The organism is Dermacoccus sp. 147Ba (assembly GCF_004151355.1).
GTDB lineage: Bacteria > Actinomycetota > Actinomycetes > Actinomycetales > Dermatophilaceae > Dermacoccus > Dermacoccus abyssi.
In genome coordinates this window covers 245,090-263,162 of the sequence record NZ_SEHL01000005.1, presented here as the reverse complement: position 1 = coordinate 263,162, position 18,073 = coordinate 245,090, and the positions used below count along the sequence as shown (strand labels likewise).

Here is an 18,073-nt window from a genome sequence, read left to right as displayed (position 1 = left end):
GCCACGGGTGGCACCGCGGCAGCAGCGGGCCCCGCCGCGGCGGTGGTCATCGGCGCGGAGGTCGCCAAGAAGGCCGCCACCGCGGGACCGAAGGCCGGCCAGGCCGTGGCCGGGCAGGCCGAGAGCGCCTCCGATGGCGCCGACCAGAACGGCCAGAACAACCAGGGCGGCCAGCCCCCGGCCTCCCAGCCGCCGTCCTCGCAGCCTCCAGCGCCCCAGCCGCCGCTGCCGACCAATCCGACTCCGCCGGCTGGCGGCGGATCGGCTCAGACGCCCTCGGGGAAGGAGTAGGCCATGTCCGCGAGTGATGACAGCTCGACGCCGGGCACCGAGCTGGTCCCGGTGAAGTTCTCCCGGTTGACGCGCAGGGGTGTCCTGCTGGGCCTGTCGGTCTCCCAGCTCGTCGCCCTGGGCATCGGCGGAGCCTCGCTGGTGTGGGCGTTCTACGCCGGTGGTGGCCTGCTGATCGCGATGACCGCGCCGATCTGGCTGGTCGCCGCGGCCATCACCTGGGTGCCCGTGGCCGGCCGGCCCCTGGTGGAGTGGCTGCCCGTCGTCATCTGGTGGGCCTGGCGCACGACCATCGGGCAGCTGGCCTACCGTCGCCGGATCGTCGTGCCGCGCCCGGAGGGCACGCTCGCCCTGCCCGGTGACATGGCCCGACTGCGCGAGTACGTCGACCCCGAGACCGGGGCGGGCATGATCCATGACCCGCACCAGTCCACGTTGACCGCGATCGTCGAGGTCACCCATCCAGCGTTCGTGCTCCTCGACCCGGCCGAGCAACAGCGCCGGGTCACCAGCTGGGGGCGGGCGCTGGCCACGGTCTGCCGCTCCGGACGGGTGGCGACGGTGCAGGTGCTGGAGCGCACCCTGCCCGACGCCGGGCAGGGGCTGGCCGAATGGTGGTCCGAACACGGCACCGATGACGGGTCCTGGCCGGCGAGGACCTACGCCGAGCTCATCGACCGGGCCGGACCCGCCGGTGAGCGGCACGCCTCGACGATCAGCCTGAGCCTGGACATGAAGGCCGCCGCCCGCCAGATACGCACCGCCGGCGGCGGTATCCGCGGGGCCGCTGCCGTGCTGCGCCAAGAGATGACCACCGTGACCGCGGCACTGCGGGCGGCGGACCTGAACCCCGGCGACTGGCTCGGCACCGGGCAGATCGCCGTCGTCCTGCGCTCGGCCTACGATCCGGCGATCGCAGCGACCCTGGAACGCCACGGCGAGCTCGGCCACGACCTGGCCACGGCCGGGCCGGTCGCGGTCACCGAGACCTGGACGCGGCTGCGGACCGACTCGGCCCACCACGCCGTGCTGTGGATCAGCGAATGGCCACGCTCGCAGGTGTATCCGGGCACGTTCCTGGCGCCGCTGCTGCTGACGACGGGCATCCAACGCTCGTTCTCGCTGATCTGCACGCCGATGCGCACCGACCAGGCCGTCCGCGACATCCGCAAGAAGAAGGTCGAATACGTCTCCGACGCCTCCCAGCGAGCCCGGATCGGACAGATCGAGGACGCCGGGCAAACCGCCGAATACCAGGACGTGCTGCGCCAGGAAAGCGACCTGACCGCAGGACACGGCGTGCTGCGCTACACGGGCCTGGTCTCGGTCTCCGCCGAGACCGTCGACGAGCTCGAAGCCGCCGTCTCCGCGATCGAGCAGGCCGCGATCCAGTCCTCCTGCGAGACCCGCCGCCTGGTCGGTCAGCAGGCCGTGGCGTTCACCGCCGCCGCGCTGCCGCTGTGCCGGCGCGTATGACACCCCACTCGTTCGTGGTCGCGGCACCGGGCCGTGACCGTCCCCACCACCGATCCCAGAAAGGGCCCATCATGCCGACGTTCTATGATCCCGCCGCCGACTCCACCGAGGCCGCCGAGGCCCTACGGGGGCTGGCGCACGCCTCCCGCCACTTCGACTACCCCCGCGACCTGCACCCGGTGATCGGCGACCTGCTGGCCAGCACACGCTCACTGCGCCAGACCCTCGACCAGCTCGCCGCCGCGCACATCGACCACCGCTCCCGCGCCCACGACGACGCCGGTGATCACCTCACCGGCGCTCACGACGCGCTGGCCGCCGCCGATGAGCTGCACCAGGCCGGCACCCTGCTCGACGACGTCACCGAGCGACTGGACGCCGGCTCCCAGGCCACCAGCCGCATCGCCTGGCACGATCCCCTCGGCCACGAAGCAGCCCAGACGCTGCCGCCGGTGCGCGAAGATCCCACCCACCAGGGGCCTGCTCACCGGTGGGTCAGCGTCGCGTTCCTCCAGGGCGAGGACGCCGACACGGTGCTCGACGTGATCGACCGCGACGGTGTCGAGGCAGGTCTGGACCACATGACCGGCTTCGACTACGGCACCGAGACCACCGACGCCGCGTTGGAGAACGGGCACGTCTACGACGATCCGCCCAGCGGGATGCTCGATCGTGAGGCCGACCGCGGCGACTACCGGATGGTCTACAACCCGCAGGCCGGGCACGTCGCCCTCTACCGCCAGCACACCATCGACCCGGCCGACCAGCTCCCGCCCGAACCGGGGCTCGGGACCCGCGAGCTGCTGAGCAGGCCAGCAGGTTCTGCTGGCGGCCCGGCAGTCGGGCAGGCTGGACTGGGCCGTGGGGCGGCTGCCTCGGCGTTCGCCCGTGAGAGCACGCACAAGACCACGACCGATCGCGGAGCCAGTGGACGGGACGGCTCATGGTTCGCCCATCGCGGTGTCGCCGCGGTCAAGCGCGATCGAGGGCTGGGACTGTGAACCGCGAGGAGCGTCTGCACACCGCGGTCCTGGTCGCCCCGGCCAGCGAGCGACGCAAGACCCGCAAGCAGCGCCGGGCCGCCGCGGCCCGGATCGCCGCCGAGCAACGAGAAGCCGACCGCGAGACTGCCCGGCAGGAGGCCCGCCAGCAGCGGGCCGAGCAGAAGGCCACCATCACCTTGCCCACGGCCGGGCAGCCCGGCCCGGCGGCCCTGCGCACGCCGGGTCGGTTCCGGTTGCCGCGCCACCAGGACACCAGCGCCACCCTCGCGGCGAGCTATCCCTTCCTCGCCGAAGGCGGTCTGGGGCCACAGGGAGTGTTCGTGGGCCAAGACCTCTACAGCGGAGGATCATTCGTGTTCGACCCGTGGGTGCTCTACGCCCGCGGGATCATCACCGCCCCCAACGTCATCGTCGCCGGCATCGTCGGATCGGGAAAGTCCTCCTTGGCCAAGAGCTTGTATACGCGCAGTCTGCCGTTCGGGCGCCGCGTCTACATCCCGTGTGACCCCAAAGGGGAGCACACGCGAGTCGCCCGCGCGGTTGGCGGCAAGGCCATCGAGCTCGGCCACGGGATGCCCAGCCGGCTCAATCCGCTCGACGAGGGCTACCGGGCATCGACCATCTCCGATGAGGAATGGGCCGTGCAGGTCGCCTCACGCCGCCGTGACTTGATCGGGGCGCTGGCCGCGACCGTGCTGGAGCGGGCGCTGACGCCGCTGGAACACACCTGCGTCGACACCGCCCTGGCCGCGGCGGTGCGCGAGAACTCCACGCCGATCCTGCCGCAGGTGGTCGATCGCATCCTCGCCCCGTCCGACGACCCGGACGGGCGGCTGGCCGAGGACGGCCGCATGGTCGGCCACGGGCTGCGCAGACTCGTCGGCGGCGACCTCTCCGGGTTATTCGACGGGCCGAGCACCGAGACCTTCGACCCCACGTTGCCGATGATCAGTCTCGACCTGAGCCGGGTCACCGAGAACAGCACCTTGATCAGCGTGCTGATGACCTGCACGAGCGCGTGGATGGAAGCGGCCTTGCAGGACCCGGCCGGCGGGCAGCGGTGGGTCATCTACGACGAGGCCTGGCGTCTGATGAGCCATCCCGCCCTGCTCAAACGCATGGACTCCCATTGGAGGCTCGCCCGCCATTACGGCCTGGCCAACATGTTGATCTTCCACAAGCTCTCCGACTTGGAGACCGTTGGCGATGCAGGCTCAGCGGCCCGAGCCCTGGCGACCAGCCTGCTCGCCAACGCCGAGTGCCGCATCATCTACCGCCAGGAATCCGACCAGCTCGGCAGCACCGCCAAGACGTTGGGGCTGACGGGCACTGAGCGTCAACTGCTGCCCACGCTCTCGGTCGGGCAGGGGCTGTGGCGGATCAAGGAAAGAGCCTTCCTTTCTCAGCACCAACTCCATCCTGCCGAGCTTGAGCTGTTCGATACGAGCTCTCGGGCAGCAGCACGCGACTGACCCACGAGCCGTGATGGCAGGCTGGGCGCACCTTCGGCTCATGACGAGCAGCCATGAGAACCGCCGCCACCATCGGCGCCAGACCACCAGCCCGAAACCTCACCGCCAGGACCGTGAGGACGCGCCGCCGGTGCGTCTGCCGCACGTCGTGGTCACCGTCGACGAACCTGGCACGCTGAGGGTCACTGTCGATGGCATCGACCTCCCGGCACCCGAGGACGAGCAGTCGTGGACCCGTGCCCGGTTCGCCGACATGCTCGATCTGGTCACCGACGACCGCCGTGTCGCCGTGCGCGTCGAGGTCCACGAGAGCGACGGCAGCACCTTCACCGACCTCATCCACGCCATCCGCCGTCCGGCACCCGACCCCCTCGTCGAACTGGCGACTGAGGCGCCGGCACCAGGCGAGACACCGATGGAACCGGCCACGCCCGAAGGACCGGTGGAGGTCACGGCCGACGGTTTCACCGCCGGAGAAGAGATCACCGTCGCCCTGGCCATCGCCACCACCGCCGCTACTGCCGATGGTCGCGCCCGTGCCCAGGTCGACCCGTCCCAGACCGGTGCCGGCGAGGTCCTGCTGGTCGGGCGGGTCTCGGGCACCATCGCGGCAAGAGGCCTGTCATGAGCACCTCGCAAGGACGTCAGACCGGCGGATTCGGTGACGAGCTGACCAACGCGCTGATGATCGGACTGGTCGGGGTATTCGCCCTCGCGCTGATCTTGCGGGCGGCCGGGTCGGTGACGGCGTTCGTGACCGGTGCCGCGCAACCGGCGGCCGGGCCAGCAGCCGGAGCGCTGGTGCTGTTCGCCCCGAACGATCCCGGCCGAGTCCTGGAGGCCGAGGGGTTGAACCCGGTCGTGTACTGGATCGTCACGGTCGTTCTCCTGGCGGCGCTGACCGCCGCGATCGCCTGGGTGTGGACGCGGATGCGCCGCCACACCCGCAAGACCGAGACCGATCCGCGCCGCCTGGCCGGTGTCGCGACCCGGCACGAGGTCGCCCAGGCCGCCTCGGAGACGGCACTGATGCGCCGCGGCGGCAACCTGCGCCCGTCGCTGGAACACCCGAAGCCCGCCGACATCGGCTACCGGCTGGGCCGCTCACGCGGCCAGCAGGTCTGGGCCAGCGTCGAGGACTCGATGCTGTTGCTCGGCCCTCCTCGCAGCGGCAAGGGCCTGCATGTGGTCATCCCGTTCATCGTGGACGCACCGGGCGCGGTCGTGACCACCAGCACTCGCCCGGACAACCTGACCGCGACCCTGCGGGCTCGCGAACGGGTCGGCCCCGTCGCGGTCTTCGATCCGCAGCACCTGGCAGAGGGCGTGCCGGCGGGTATGCGCTGGTCACCGATCCGAGGATGCCAGTCGCCCCTGACGGCGATGATCCGCGCCACCGGCCTGGCCTCGGCGACGGGCCTGAGCGCTGGAGGTGTGGAGTCCGGAGGATTCTGGGAAGGCAAGACCCGTGCCGCGCTTCAAGCGCTCTTACACGCTGCCGCGCTCGACTCTCGTCCGCCTTCTGAGCTGTTCCGCTGGACACTGGACCCCACCGCCGCCAGCGACGCGGTGGCGATCCTGACCAACAGTCCGGACGCGGCCGCCGGGTGGGCCGAGTCGCTGGAGTCGATGATCGACGCCGACCCGCGCACCCGCGACTCGATCTGGCAGGGCGTGAGCCTGTCGCTGGCCGCACTGGCCGACCCTCGCGTCCTCGATGCCGTCTCACCGGACCAGGGTGAGGACTTCGACCCCGAAACGTTCATCCGCGACCGCGGCACCCTCTACCTGCTCGCGACCGGCGCCGGAGCAGGCGCATCGGCGGCGCTGGTGGCCGCGCTGGTGGAGGACCTGATCGAGACCGCCCGCCAGATGGCCGCCCGTTCACCGGGCGCGAGGCTCGACCCGCCCATGCTGCTCGCGCTGGATGAGATCGCCAATCTCAGTCCACTGCCGTCATTGCCGGTGCTCATGGCTGAGGGAGGCGGCACCGGGATCACCACCCTGCCGGTCTTGCAATCGTTGGCGCAGGCCCGCGACAAGTGGAACGAGAACCAGGCGAACGCGCTGTGGGATGCCGCGATCGTCAAGCTCATCCTCGGTGGCGCCTCCAACAGCAAGGATCTCCAAGACCTCAGCAGTCTCATCGGGGAGCGCGACGAGTACACCGACAGCGTCACCCTCGGAGACCACGGCACCCGCTCGAACCAGCGCTCGGTGCGCCGAATCGCTGTCCTGCCCCCGGACCGGATCAGGACGCTGCCGTTTGGCACCGCCGTGACCCTGCTGCGGTCGGCACCACCGATCATCACCGATCTGGCCGCCTGGCCCGATCGGCCCGACGGCGATCGGCTACGGGCCGACCGGACCGAGGTCGAGGCGCTGCTGCGCCGGCGCGATACGCCGTGATGCCGCGCCCGCGCACCTGACTGCACCAGCGGCCATCACCGGGGTGGTCGCGCGAGCAGGAGCACGTCGATGAGCACCGAAACCCCGACCGGCTTAGAGGTCAAGGACAGCATGTACGCCTTCGTGGCCTCCAAGCCGCGCCTGACCTACACCGAGAACGGCGACCCGCGCCTGTACTTCAAGGCCGGGCAGCGCCACCGCCACTACGACCCGGACAACGGGTGGACGAACTCGCCGACGACGTTCCACGACGTCGTGGCCTACAAGGGCGCTGCCAAGTTCGGGATCGAGAACCTGCGCGAGAAGGACCGCTTCATGGCCCAGGGCACCGTCGCGCCCTACGTCAACAAGCGGACCGGAGAAGCCGAGGAACAGTTCGAGGCCAGCCGCTTCCTCATCGCCAGGGCAACACCCAACACCACCACGGGCCGGGCCCCGGCCAGGAACCTCGGCCACGACGCCCAAGCCCAGGACGCCACCGGCCGCGCGGCCGCCGGCCCCAAACGCGCCGAACCGGCCCAGCCGGCCAGACGAGGTCTGCCGCAGTTCGACAACAGCGGCCCGCGACAGCAGCAGGCCAGCGGCCACTCGATGGGCCTGTAAGAGACGAGGAGGAGACCACCATGGACGAGTTCACGCCCGGCGAGCAGGCCCCCGACCCCGATGGCGAGGAGGCGCCCGCGTTTGATGAGGCCGATATGCACGCCGTGCCGCGACCGATCAACTGGAACCTGCTGAGCTCCGATGATCTGGAAGCCGAACTGCTCGCACTGAACGAGTGGGTCACCTGGCTACGGCGGACCTACGGGTTGCCCGCCTCGATCATCCCGCCGTACTGGCACCGCCACGAGGAGCTGATCTGGGAGCTCAGCGGGTTGCATCTGCACTGGCTGGGCGCCTACGACCCCGAGCAGGACGCATCAGCGCCGCTGGGCTGGCATCGAGACTTCGCCGATGCCCGCCAGCGGCTGCGCGAGTGGGTCTCCACCAGCGGCACCCGCCTGGATCGCGACCGGCCGACCCGGCAGACGACCTGGCCCGGCGAGGAGCCAGCCGCCCCGGTCGAGGACACCATCATCACCGACCGCGACGCGGACTTCGTGCAGTACGTCCTCGACGAGGTCGCGACCCGGCGTGAAGCCGAGGAAGCGTTCTTCGCCGGCATCGATCTGGACACTGGAGAACTGCGATGACCAGCAACACCAACAACCTGCCACCGCAGCGGATGCGCGACTACCGCATCGAGGCCGAGCTGCGAGACAGCCCCGATCTGCACAAGCTCGCCCAGGTCTTCATCGGCATGGCCCAGGCCCGCGCCGCCAACGAGCACCGCGCCCACACCGCACCGCAGAACCCGCCCGCTGTCGACGACGCTGATCACGACGTAGAATCGTAGACGTACCAAGCCAGTGGTCGCCCGCAACGGCGACCGTGGTGCGTTGTCTTATCTACTAGCCCTTCGTGGCCTACCCAGCCCGCCCCTCGCGGACGGCACGGGTCGTGTTCCTTTCCTACCTCGCACCGCACGAGCAGCCGCCCGTGCTGTCTCGTGTTGGCCCCACCTCTGTTGGGGAAGGAACGCGACCCATGACAACCACCAACGCGCCCGCTTCGCTGCACCGCAGCGCCACCCAGACCCGCACGGCCGGCTGCACCGAGCTCGATCAGGCACCCGAGCCCTCATCAGGATCGGCGTTCGGGCTGGACCAGATCGGGGAGACCACCACGCTGGCGGTCTCCTACCTGCGCGTCTCGACCAAGGAGCAGGCATCCAAGGGCGGCCGGGACGAAGGCTTCTCGATCCCCGCCCAGCGCGAGGCGAACCTGCGCAAAGCCCAGGGCCTGAACGCGATCATCATCGAGGAGTTCGTCGACGCGGGCGAGTCCGCCCGCAAGGCCGACCGTCCCGCGCTGATGGAGCTGATCGAGTACGTCAAGACCCACCCGGTCGCCTACTGCATCGTCCACAAGGTCGACCGGCTGGCTCGCAACCGCGCTGACGACGTGGCCATCCACCTCGCTCTCAAAGAGGCCGGGGTGTTGTTGGTCTCGGCCACGGAGAACATCGACGAGACCCCCTCCGGGATGCTCCTGCACGGCATCATGTCCACGATCGCGGAGTTCTACTCCCGCAACCTCGCCAACGAGGTCTCTAAGGGCATGACGCAGAAAGCCATCACGGGCGGCACCAACGGCAAGGCCCCGATGGGCTACCTCAACGTCACCCGCCGTGACGAGCTCGGCCGCGAGCTGCGCACCATTGAGGTCGACCCGCACCGCGGCCCGCTCATCCGCTGGGCATTCGAGGCCTACGCCACCGGCAACTACTCCACCGCCACCCTGCGCGAAGAACTCATCGACCGCGGGCTGACCACGGTGGCAACGCCGAAACGCCCCGCACGGCCACCGGCGCTGTCCTCGATCCAGCGGATGCTGTCCAGCCCGTACTACAAGGGCAACGTGCTGTTCAAAGGCGCCACCTACGACGGCCTGCACGAGCCCCTCGTCGCCCCGGAAATCTGGTATCGAGTCCAGACCGTGCTCGCCGCGCACCAGGTCTCCGGGGAGAAGACCCAGGCCCACGACCACTACTTGAAAGGGTCGGTGTTCTGCGGCATCTGCGGGTCCCGGCTGATCCTGACCAACGCCAAGAGCCGCCGCGGGGTGATCTACCCGTACTTCATCTGCTCGGGCCGGCACAAGAAGCGCACCAACTGCAACCGCAAGGCCATGTTCGTGCCCGATGTCGAGGCCGCCGTGGAGGACTACTACCGCACCGTGCAGATCCCCGCACACATCATCGGGCCTCTGCGCGAACTGATCCATGCCGAGTTCGACCGGCTCCACGCCACGGCCAAGACCGAGCGCAAGGCCCAGATCGCCGAACGCGACCGGCTCTACGACGAACGCCACAAACTGCTCCAGGCCCACTACGCCGGAGCCGTACCCCTTGACCTCTTGAAGTCCGAGCAGGACCGCATCGGCCGTCAGGTCGCGTTCCTCGACTCACGGATCGAGGCCAGCGAGGTCGAGTACGACCAAGCACGAGCCCACCTCGATGACTGCCTGGCGCTAGCCGGTGACGCGCACACGATCTACATGAGCCTGGACGACTCGCTGCGCCGGATCGCGAACCAGGCCTTCTTCAACCGGCTCGTCGTCACCGACGGCGACGTCGTTGAAGGGGAACCCGGAGTGCCGTTCAACATCTTCTTCGACCCCGGCGTACAAGCAACCGCCCTCGCCCGACAGGGCGAGGGCGGAAACGAGGCGGGTAAAACCGGAAACGTCGGTGGTTTGAACAACGACGCTCTGGTGGGCCCTGTGGGGCTCGAACCCACAACCTACGGATTAAAAGTCCGCAGCTCTGCCAATTGAGCTAAAGGCCCTGGCGCCGGCGAGTTCGCGCAGCGCGTGGGCCAGCCTAGCCCGACGGGCCACACCCGCGCACAACGCCCCACCGCGTCGTCGTTGCGTGCGGCCCGCGCAACGACCGACCGGAACGCGTGACTGCGGAGCACCCGGCGTGGGTGCTCCGCAGTCAGGCGTTGACCGACGTCAGCTGTACGTCGGGCGCGAGTCGTTCTCCGGATCGATGTGAGGACGGTCCTCCTCGTCGAGGGCTTCGCGGTCACTCGGCAACGAGTGCTCGGCGATGACGTTGTCGAACTCGTCGCTGATGACGACGCGGTCGTGCTCCGCCAGCGTCAGGTTCTCGGCGATCTTGTCGCGCATCATCTCCGGCATGTCGAAACCGTGCTCGTCGAACGCCGCGTTGACGATCTCCAGAGCACCCTCACGATCACCCGGTGTCATCCGCGCGGCAATGTCTCCGATGACCTCGGCGTACCGCACCGCGGCACCCTCTCCGTACTGGTCGGTGAACTGCTGCTGGTTCACCACGTAATTCCACGTTCCCATGAACGAACACCTCCTGGTTTCACGCTACATCGTTGGCACACAGGAAAGCCCGCGCGGGGCCGCGAAACGTCAGGCGATGCCCGCCCCGGCGCTGAGCGGCGCGCCCGTCTTCTCGACGACCTCGTCGAAGGTGACGTCGGGTGCCAGCTCGATACACACGAGCCCATCGTCCGTCACGTCGATGACGGCCAGGTCCGTGATGATGCGCCCGACGACGGCGAGGCCCGTGATCGGCAGCGTGCACTCGGGCAGGATCTTCGGCGAACCGTCCTTCGCGCAGTGCTCCATGAGGACGACGACCTTCTTGGCACCGTGCACGAGATCCATCGCGCCGCCCATGCCCTTGACCATCTTGCCGGGGATCATCCAGTTCGCGATGTCACCGTTCGTCGACACCTGCATCGCGCCCAGGATGGCCGCATCCACCTTGCCGCCGCGGATCATGCCGAACGACGTCGCAGAGTCGAAGATCGACGCGCCACGACGCAGGGTCACCGTCTCCTTGCCCGCGTTGATGAGGTCGGGGTCGACCGTGTCGTCGCTCGGGTACGCACCCACGCCGAGCAGGCCGTTCTCCGACTGCAGCACCAGCTCGACGTCGTCGTCGACATAGTTCGGCACGAGCGTCGGCAGGCCGATGCCGAGGTTGACGTAGTCGCCGTCCTCCAGCTCCGCCGCAGCGCGCGCCGCCATCTGCTCACGTGTCCACGCCATGTCAGTTACCGCCTTCCGCGTCACGGGTCGGACGCTTCTCGCACCCCTGGTCGAACGCCCGCCCCGCGAGCTCTCGCCACATCATTTCGCCGCACCTTCCGCTTCGCGGGTCGTGCGCTTCTCAATCCGTTTGTCCTCAACCTGGTCCGGCGTCAACGCGACCACCCTCTGCACGTAGATACCCGGCAGGTGCACCTCGTCCGGATGGATGTCGCCGGGCTCCACGAGTTCCTCCACCTCGGCGATGACGGTCTTGCCCGCCATCGCGCACAAGGGGTTGAAGTTGCGCGCGGAGAGGTTGAACACGAGGTTGCCGTGCCGGTCACCCTTGGCCGCGTGCACGAGCGCGAAGTCCGTGACGATGCTCTCCTCGAGCACGTAGTCCTTGGCGTCGTCACCCTCGCCGAAGGTACGCGTCTCCTTGGGCTGCGATTCCTTCTCCACCTGGCCATCAGCGCCGTACTTCCACGGCATGCCGCCGTCGGCCACCTGCGTGCCCACGCCCGTGGCCGTGAAGAACGCCGGAATGCCGGCGCCGCCGGCACGCAGCTTCTCCGCAAGCGTGCCCTGTGGCGTCAGATGCACCTCGAGTTCGCCCTCGAGGTACTGGCGCGCGAACTCCTTGTTCTCACCGACGTAGGAGGCGGTGACGAGACGCAGGCGCTTATCGCGCAGTAGAACCCCGAGGCCCCAGTCGTCGACGCCACAGTTGTTCGACACGACCGCGAGGTTCGTCGATCCGAGCTTGTGCAGCTCGCCGATCAGCACGCTCGGGATGCCGCACAGGCCGAATCCTCCGACGGCGAGCGACGAACCGTCCCCGATGTCCGCGACCGCTTCCGCGGCAGACGCCACGACTTTGTCCACTTCTCCTCCTGCACTCGAAGACTTCGGGCGGCACGCGACCATGTGGCCGTGAGATCCACCTCACATCCGAATCCAGTTAATCACCATTAACCGAACCTGTGGGGCGTGATGCCCTGCCGGTGCGTGGTGCCAGACTGCATCCATGACCTCCAAGCCCCTCTACGCGCTCCTGCTCGACGTCGACGGCCCCGTCGCGAGCCCGGTGACGCGCACCCTCGCGATCGATTCCATCGCCGCCGATCTCGTCGCGATGGCCCGGGCGGGCGTCCCGCTCGTGTTCAACACGGGCCGTTCCGACGTCTTCGTCGCGCGCACCGTCATGCCGTCGCTCGTCGCAGCCGGACTGCCTGACGACGCCGTCGTCCTCGCCGTGTGCGAGAAGGGCTCGACGTGGTTCGTGCCGAAGCCCGAGCACCTCGACGGCGCGGGCGACGATCTCGAGGTCGACGAGCGTCTGCGCGTGCCAACGGGGCTCGTCGAGTTCTGCCGCAGCATTGCCCCCGATTTCGAGGACGCGATGTTCTTCGACGCGACGAAGAAGGCGATGGTCAGCTTCGAGGCGCTGCACGGGATCGACCTCGAGACCTACGGGCGCCGGCAGCACGAGATCGAGCAGCGCATCTGGGATTTCCTCGCCGAGCAGGAGATCGGCGTCGCGTGGGAGGACCGCACGGCGCTCAACGACAGTGACGACGTCGCGTTGCGCATCGACCCGACGATCATCTCCACCGACGTCGAACACATCGGCACGGGCAAGCAGGTCGGCGCTGACAAGGCCGTCGCCTACCTCGCCGGACTCGGCATCACACCGCGGGAGTGGCGCACGCTCGGGGATTCACGCAGCGACTACGCCATGGCCGACCGGCTCCACGAGCGCGGTTTCGTCGTGCGCCACGGTGACGTGCGCCCGGCCGACGGCCGCCTCGAGCGCGACTACCCCGTCGAGGTCGCGCCCGACGACCTGACGAACGACGCCGCCGGCGCAGCGTTCCTCGCCCGCTGGCGCCGGGACGTGGAATGCGAGCGCCCCTCGGCGACGTTGGCCGGATGACACCCCACACGAAAGGCGAGACCGTGCCGCACATCTTCGAGCCCCTGACCCTGCGCGACGTCACCTTCCCCAACCGCATCTGGCTCGCACCCATGTGCCAGTACAGCTGCGACGCCGGCGACGGCATCCCCACCGCCTGGCATTTCGTCCACCACGCGACGCGCGCGGTCGGCGGGTTCGGACTGCTCATCGCGGAAGCGAGCGCTGTCGCGCCTGAAGGCCGCATCAGCCCCCGAGACGCGGGCATCTGGAACCACGATCAGGTCGCCGGCTGGCGACGCGTCGTCGACGTCGTCCACAGTCACGGCGCGAAGATGGGCATCCAACTCGCACACGCCGGACGCAAGGCCTCCACTTACCCCCCGTTCGCCGGGATGGCGAACGGAAGCGTTTCCGAATCGGACGCCGGCTGGCCGACGCTCGCTCCGTCGGCCATCGCCTTCGACACCCTTGCCGAACCGCGCGCCATGACACTCGAGGAGATCGACGATGTCGTCGATGCCTTCGTCGACGCTGCGGCGCGGGCGGACGAGGCGGGCTTCGACGTCGTCGAGATCCACGCGGCGCACGGGTACCTGCTGCACGAGTTCCTCTCCCCCGCGTCCAACCGCCGCGACGACGAGTACGGCGGGTCGTTCGAGAACCGCGCCCGGTTGCTGCTGCGCGTCACCCGTGAGGTGCGCGAGATCTGGCCGGCGAGCAAGCCGCTCTTCGTGCGCATCTCGGCCACGGACTGGGCCGACACGGGCTGGAACGTCGACGAATCCGTGCGGCTCGCAACGCTTCTCAAGGAGATCGGCGTCGACCTCGTCGACGTCAGCTCCGGTGGCAACGTCATCGCCGACATCCCGGCGGAGAAGAACTACCAGGTGCCTTTCGCGCAGGCCATCCGCGAACGCTCCGGGGTGGCGACGGGCGCAGTCGGCCTCATCACCGAGCCGGCGCAAGCTGAGGCAATTCTCACCGAGGGCCACGCCGACGCGGTCCTGCTCGGCCGCGCCGCCCTGCGCGAGCCGTACTGGCCGCTGCGCGCAGCGTCGGAGCTCGGCGTCACCTGGCGCGACGCGCCCTACCCCGAGCAGTACACGCGCGGGGCGTGGGATTTCGCGCCGAACTGACGAGAGCTCAAGCCTCCTCGATGGGCGCTGCGAACTGCGCCTCGTACAGGCGCCAGAAGGCACCTTTGGCCGCGATGAGCGCGTCGTGATCGCCCATCTCGACGATGTCGCCGTCCTCCATGACGAGGATGACGTCGGCGTCGCGGATCGTGGAGAGGCGGTGGGCGATGACGAAGCTCGTGCGGTCGCTGCGCAGCGCCGCCATGGCCTGCTGCAGCATCACCTCGGTGCGCGTGTCGACCGACGACGTGGCCTCGTCGAGGATGAGCACGTCCGGCTCGGCGAGGAACGCCCGCGCGATCGTGATGAGCTGACGCTCGCCGCTGGAGAGGCTGGCGCCGTCGTCGCTGATGATCGTGTCGTAGCCGTCGGGCAGCGACCGCACGAATCGGTCGACGAAGGTGCCCTCGGCCGCCGCCCGGAGCTGGTCGTCAGTGGCGTCGAGGTTGCCGTAGCGCAGGTTGTCGCGGATCGTGCCGTGGAAGACCCAGCTGTCCTGCAGCACCATGCCGAGGCGCTCACGCAGTTCGCGGCGCGGCACGTCGCGGATGTCGACGCCGTCGAGCGTGATGCGGCCGGCGTCGATCTCGTAGAAGCGCATGAGCAGGTTGACGAGCGTCGTCTTGCCCGCGCCGGTGGGACCGACGATCGCGACGGTCTGGCCCGGCTCCACGGTCAGGTCGAGACCGTCGATGAGGCGCCGCTCGGGCGTGTAGCCGAACGCGACGCCGTCGAAGGCGACGCGCCCCTGCGTCGGGCGCGACAGGTTGCCCGGCTCATCGCGTGATTCCTCGGGCGCGTCGAGCACCTCGAAGACACGCTCGGCGCTGGCCACGCCGGACTGCAGGAGGTTGACCATCGACGCGATCTGCGTCACCGGCTGCGTGAACTGGCGCGAGTACTGGACGAACGCGGTGACGTCACCGAGCGTCATCTGCCCCGACGCCACGCGCAGGCCACCGACGACACAGATGACGACGTACTGCAGGTTCCCGACGAACATCATGATCGGCATCATGAGACCGGAGAGGAACTGCGCCCGTCGGCTGACGTCGGTGAGCTTCTCGTTGCGATCGTCAAAGGCCGCCTCGACCTGCGGGCCGCGGCCGAACACCTTGACGAGGGCGTGCGCGCTGAAGGCCTCCTCGATCTGACCGTTGAGTTCACCCGTGTGCTGCCACTGCGCGATGAAGTGACCTTGCGACTTCTTCATGATGCGGCTCGCCACGAGCATGACGAGCGGGATGGTGAGCAGCGCGATGAGCGTCAGCATCCATGAGACGGTGAACATCATGACGACGACGCCGACGACGGTGCAGATCGAGACGAGCAGCTGGCTCATCGTCTGCTGCATCGACTGACCGACGTTGTCGATGTCGTTCGTCACGCGCGAGAGGAGTTCACCGCGCGGGCGGCCGTCGACGTAGGCGAGCGGTACGCGCGTCAGCTTGGCGTCGACGTCGGCGCGCAGCTTCTTCATCGTCTGCTGCACGAGCGAGTTGAGCAGCCGCGCCTGGACGACCTGGAACAGCGATGCCGCGATGTACAGGCCGAGGACGGCGAGCAGGATCCGACCCACGTGACCGAAGTCGATGCCCTGACCCGGCACCAGATCCATGGCGCTGACCATCTCGGCGAACTTCGTGTTGCCGGAGGCGCGCAGCCCGGCGACGACCTGTTCCTTGGTCTGCCCGGTGGGCAGGCGCATCGCAACCGAGCCGGAGAAGATCGCGTCGACGGCCTTGCCGAGGATGCGGGGGCCGAGCACATTCATCGCAACGGAGGCGACACTGAGCACGAGCACCGCGATCACCTTGAGGCGGTGGGGACGCAGCAAACCGAGCAGGCGCAGGGACGAGCCCTTGAAGTCCATCGTCTTGGCGGCGGGTGCCATTCCGGCGCCGGGGCCGTGGCCCGGGCCGCGCTGCGCGTTCGCGGGGGCGCCGCGTCCTGCCGGGGCGCTCATGCCGCGTCCCGCGAACCGAGCTGGGATTCGACGATCTCCCGGTACTCCGGGCAGCTCTCGAGCAATTCGTGATGAGTACCCAACCCGACGGCGGCGCCGTCCTCGAGGACGAGGATCTGGTCGGCGTCACGGATGCTCGAGATGCGCTGCGCGACGACGAAGACCGTCGCGTGCCGCACGTGGGGTGCGAGGACCTCGCGCAGGCGCCGGTCCGTGGCGACGTCGAGTGCGGAGAAGGAGTCGTCGAAGAGGTAGATGTTCGCCGACGCGACGAGCGCGCGGGCGATGCACAGGCGCTGACGCTGGCCGCCCGAGACGTTCGTGCCGCCCTGGTCGATCGCGGCGTCAAGGCCGCCGTCCATGCGTTCGACGAAGTCACGCGCCTGGGCTATCTCGAGGGCCTGCCACAGCTCGTCGTCGGTCGCGTCCGGGTTGCCGTAGCGCAGGTTCGTCGCGACGGTGCCGCTGAAGAGGTAGGCCTGCTGCGGCACGATGCCGATGCGGCCCCACAGGGCCTCGGGGTCGAGGTCGCGCACGTCGACGCCGTCGATGCGCACCGCCCCGTCCGTCACGTCGATGAGGCGGGCCACGAGGGAGAGCAGGGTCGACTTGCCGGAACCGGTCGAGCCGACGATCGCGACCGTCGTTCCGGGCTCGGCGCGCAGCGTGATGTCGCGCAGCACCGGCGCGTCGGCGCCGGGGTAGCGCATCGTCGCGCCGTCGAGTTCGACAACGCCATGGCTCTCGGTCGGGCGCTGCGGGTCGGCGGGTGGCACCACCGACGGCGACGTCCCGAGCACCTCGCCGATGCGCTCCGCGGCCACGGAGGCGCGGGGGATCATGACCAACATGAACGTCGCCATCATGACGGCCATGAGGATCTGGATGAGATAGGTCATGTACGCGGTGAGCGCGCCGATCTGCATGTCTCCGGCGGCGACGCGGTGCCCGCCGAACCACCAGATGGCGACGGTCGAGACGTTCATGACGAGGAAGACCGACGGGAACATGAGCGCCATGAGGTTGCCGACGCGCAGGCTCGCGCGGGCCAGGTTGTCGTTCGCTTCCCCGAAGCGCTCGAGCTCGTGCGGCTCCCGCACGAAGGCACGGATGACGCGGATGCCCGAGAGGTGCTCTCGCATGACGCGGTTGACGACGTCGAGGCGCTCCTGCACGAGTCGGAAGCCCGGCACCATGCGCACGACGATGAGCCCGATGAGCACGGCGAGGGTGGGCACGGACACGACGACGAGCCACGACAGCCCGACGTCCTGACGTAGCGCCATCGTGATGCCGCCGATCATCATGATCGGCGCCATGACCATGAGGTTGCAGGCCATGAGTACGAGCATCTGCACCTGCTGCACGTCGTTCGTCGAGCGCGTGATGAGCGACGGAGCGCCGAACTGGCCGACCTCGCGCGAGGAGAACCCGAGCACGGTGTGGAACACGCGGCTGCGCAGGTCGCGCCCGACGCTCATGGCCGTGCGCGAGGCGAACCAGGCCGCGCTGATCGAGGCGATGACGGAGACGAAGCTGACGAGCAGCATCCATCCGCCGGTGCGCCAGATGTAGTCGGTGTCGCCGGTGACGACGCCGCGGTCGATGATGTCGGCGTTGAGGTTGGGCAGGTACAGCGACGTCAGGACGCTGACGAGCTGAACGACGATGATGCCCGCGAGCAGGCCACGGTAGGGCGCGAGGCGCTCGCGCAGAAGGCGAAGAAGCACGGCCTCGAGCGTAGCCCCGCCACCGCGCACGCCGCGCGAGCATTTCAGCCGGCC

The 18,073-nt window shown here is 69.0% G+C and carries 15 protein-coding genes, 1 tRNA gene and 2 pseudogenes; 12 read left to right on the top strand and 6 right to left on the bottom strand.

Annotated features, from left to right (window positions below; translation table 11 throughout):
- The 10 genes and pseudogenes from EVU97_RS15120 to EVU97_RS08845 all read left to right on the top strand — a co-directional run.
- A pseudogene (locus EVU97_RS15120) lies at positions 1 to 291 on the top strand (conjugal transfer protein TrbL); the annotation flags it as partial.
- A 3-nt stretch (positions 292 to 294) separates the two neighbouring features.
- On the top strand, positions 295 to 1,767 hold the full coding sequence (locus tag EVU97_RS08885; protein WP_075866910.1) for an SCO6880 family protein: 1,473 nt from the start codon (positions 295 to 297) through the stop codon (positions 1,765 to 1,767).
- A gap of 71 nt (positions 1,768 to 1,838) precedes the next feature.
- The gene (locus tag EVU97_RS08880) at positions 1,839 to 2,768 is read left to right on the top strand and encodes a hypothetical protein (protein WP_084451509.1); all 930 of its coding nucleotides are present in this window, start codon (positions 1,839 to 1,841) and stop codon (positions 2,766 to 2,768) included.
- Complete coding sequence (locus EVU97_RS08875; protein WP_075866911.1) at positions 2,765 to 4,243, top strand: ATP-binding protein; 1,479 nt, start codon at positions 2,765 to 2,767, stop codon at positions 4,241 to 4,243. Before EVU97_RS08880 ends, EVU97_RS08875 begins: the two co-directional genes overlap by 4 nt.
- A 40-nt stretch (positions 4,244 to 4,283) precedes the next feature.
- Complete coding sequence (locus EVU97_RS08870) at positions 4,284 to 4,871, top strand: hypothetical protein (RefSeq protein WP_234993849.1); 588 nt, start codon at positions 4,284 to 4,286, stop codon at positions 4,869 to 4,871.
- Positions 4,868 to 6,652, top strand: a complete 1,785-nt coding sequence (locus EVU97_RS08865) for a type IV secretory system conjugative DNA transfer family protein (protein ID WP_075866913.1) — start codon at positions 4,868 to 4,870, stop codon at positions 6,650 to 6,652. The genes EVU97_RS08870 and EVU97_RS08865 overlap by 4 nt, the downstream gene beginning before the upstream one ends.
- Before the next feature lie 69 nt (positions 6,653 to 6,721).
- Complete coding sequence (locus EVU97_RS08860; RefSeq protein WP_083669151.1) at positions 6,722 to 7,255, top strand: single-stranded DNA-binding protein; 534 nt, start codon at positions 6,722 to 6,724, stop codon at positions 7,253 to 7,255.
- 20 nt (positions 7,256 to 7,275) lie between these two features.
- Complete coding sequence (locus tag EVU97_RS08855) at positions 7,276 to 7,845, top strand: hypothetical protein (protein ID WP_075866915.1); 570 nt, start codon at positions 7,276 to 7,278, stop codon at positions 7,843 to 7,845.
- Entirely contained in the window at positions 7,842 to 8,048 is a 207-nt protein-coding gene (locus EVU97_RS08850) for a hypothetical protein (RefSeq protein ID WP_075866916.1), read from the top strand. Before EVU97_RS08855 ends, EVU97_RS08850 begins: the two co-directional genes overlap by 4 nt.
- Positions 8,049 to 8,239: 191 nt before the next feature.
- Positions 8,240 to 9,367 (top strand): annotated as a pseudogene (locus EVU97_RS08845) (recombinase family protein); the annotation flags it as partial.
- Between the two features lie 598 nt (positions 9,368 to 9,965).
- On the opposite strand, the gene EVU97_RS08840 reads toward EVU97_RS08845, so the two are convergent.
- The 4 genes from EVU97_RS08840 to EVU97_RS08825 all read right to left on the bottom strand — a co-directional run bounded on the left by EVU97_RS08840 (position 9,966) and on the right by EVU97_RS08825 (position 12,154).
- A tRNA-Lys gene (locus tag EVU97_RS08840) sits at positions 9,966 to 10,041 on the bottom strand.
- A gap of 169 nt (positions 10,042 to 10,210) precedes the next feature.
- On the bottom strand, positions 10,211 to 10,573 hold the full coding sequence (locus tag EVU97_RS08835) for a hypothetical protein (protein WP_047312363.1): 363 nt from the start codon (positions 10,571 to 10,573) through the stop codon (positions 10,211 to 10,213).
- Positions 10,574 to 10,642: 69 nt separating this feature from the next.
- A complete protein-coding gene (locus EVU97_RS08830; RefSeq protein ID WP_129665143.1) occupies positions 10,643 to 11,287 on the bottom strand; it encodes a CoA transferase subunit B in 645 nt (214 codons plus the stop codon).
- 81 nt (positions 11,288 to 11,368) lie between these two features.
- Complete coding sequence (locus EVU97_RS08825) at positions 11,369 to 12,154, bottom strand: CoA transferase subunit A (protein ID WP_129665141.1); 786 nt, start codon at positions 12,152 to 12,154, stop codon at positions 11,369 to 11,371.
- 142 nt (positions 12,155 to 12,296) lie between these two features.
- Between EVU97_RS08825 and EVU97_RS08820 the strand changes: the two genes are divergently transcribed.
- Positions 12,297 to 13,205 (top strand): hypothetical protein, encoded by a 909-nt coding sequence (locus EVU97_RS08820; protein WP_129665139.1) that lies wholly within the window; start codon positions 12,297 to 12,299, stop codon positions 13,203 to 13,205.
- 23 nt (positions 13,206 to 13,228) lie between these two features.
- The gene (locus EVU97_RS08815; RefSeq protein ID WP_205744878.1) at positions 13,229 to 14,323 is read left to right on the top strand and encodes an NADH:flavin oxidoreductase/NADH oxidase; all 1,095 of its coding nucleotides are present in this window, start codon (positions 13,229 to 13,231) and stop codon (positions 14,321 to 14,323) included.
- A gap of 7 nt (positions 14,324 to 14,330) precedes the next feature.
- Here EVU97_RS08815 and EVU97_RS08810 read toward each other — a convergent pair whose 3' ends face one another.
- Together EVU97_RS08810 and EVU97_RS08805 are read right to left on the bottom strand one after the other, a co-directional pair.
- On the bottom strand, positions 14,331 to 16,289 hold the full coding sequence (locus EVU97_RS08810) for an ABC transporter ATP-binding protein (protein ID WP_129665135.1): 1,959 nt from the start codon (positions 16,287 to 16,289) through the stop codon (positions 14,331 to 14,333).
- Positions 16,286 to 18,019, bottom strand: coding sequence for an ABC transporter ATP-binding protein (locus EVU97_RS08805; RefSeq protein WP_129665133.1), 1,734 nt, complete (start codon positions 18,017 to 18,019; stop codon positions 16,286 to 16,288). The genes EVU97_RS08810 and EVU97_RS08805 overlap by 4 nt, the downstream gene beginning before the upstream one ends.
- Positions 18,020 to 18,073: the final 54 nt, after the last annotated feature.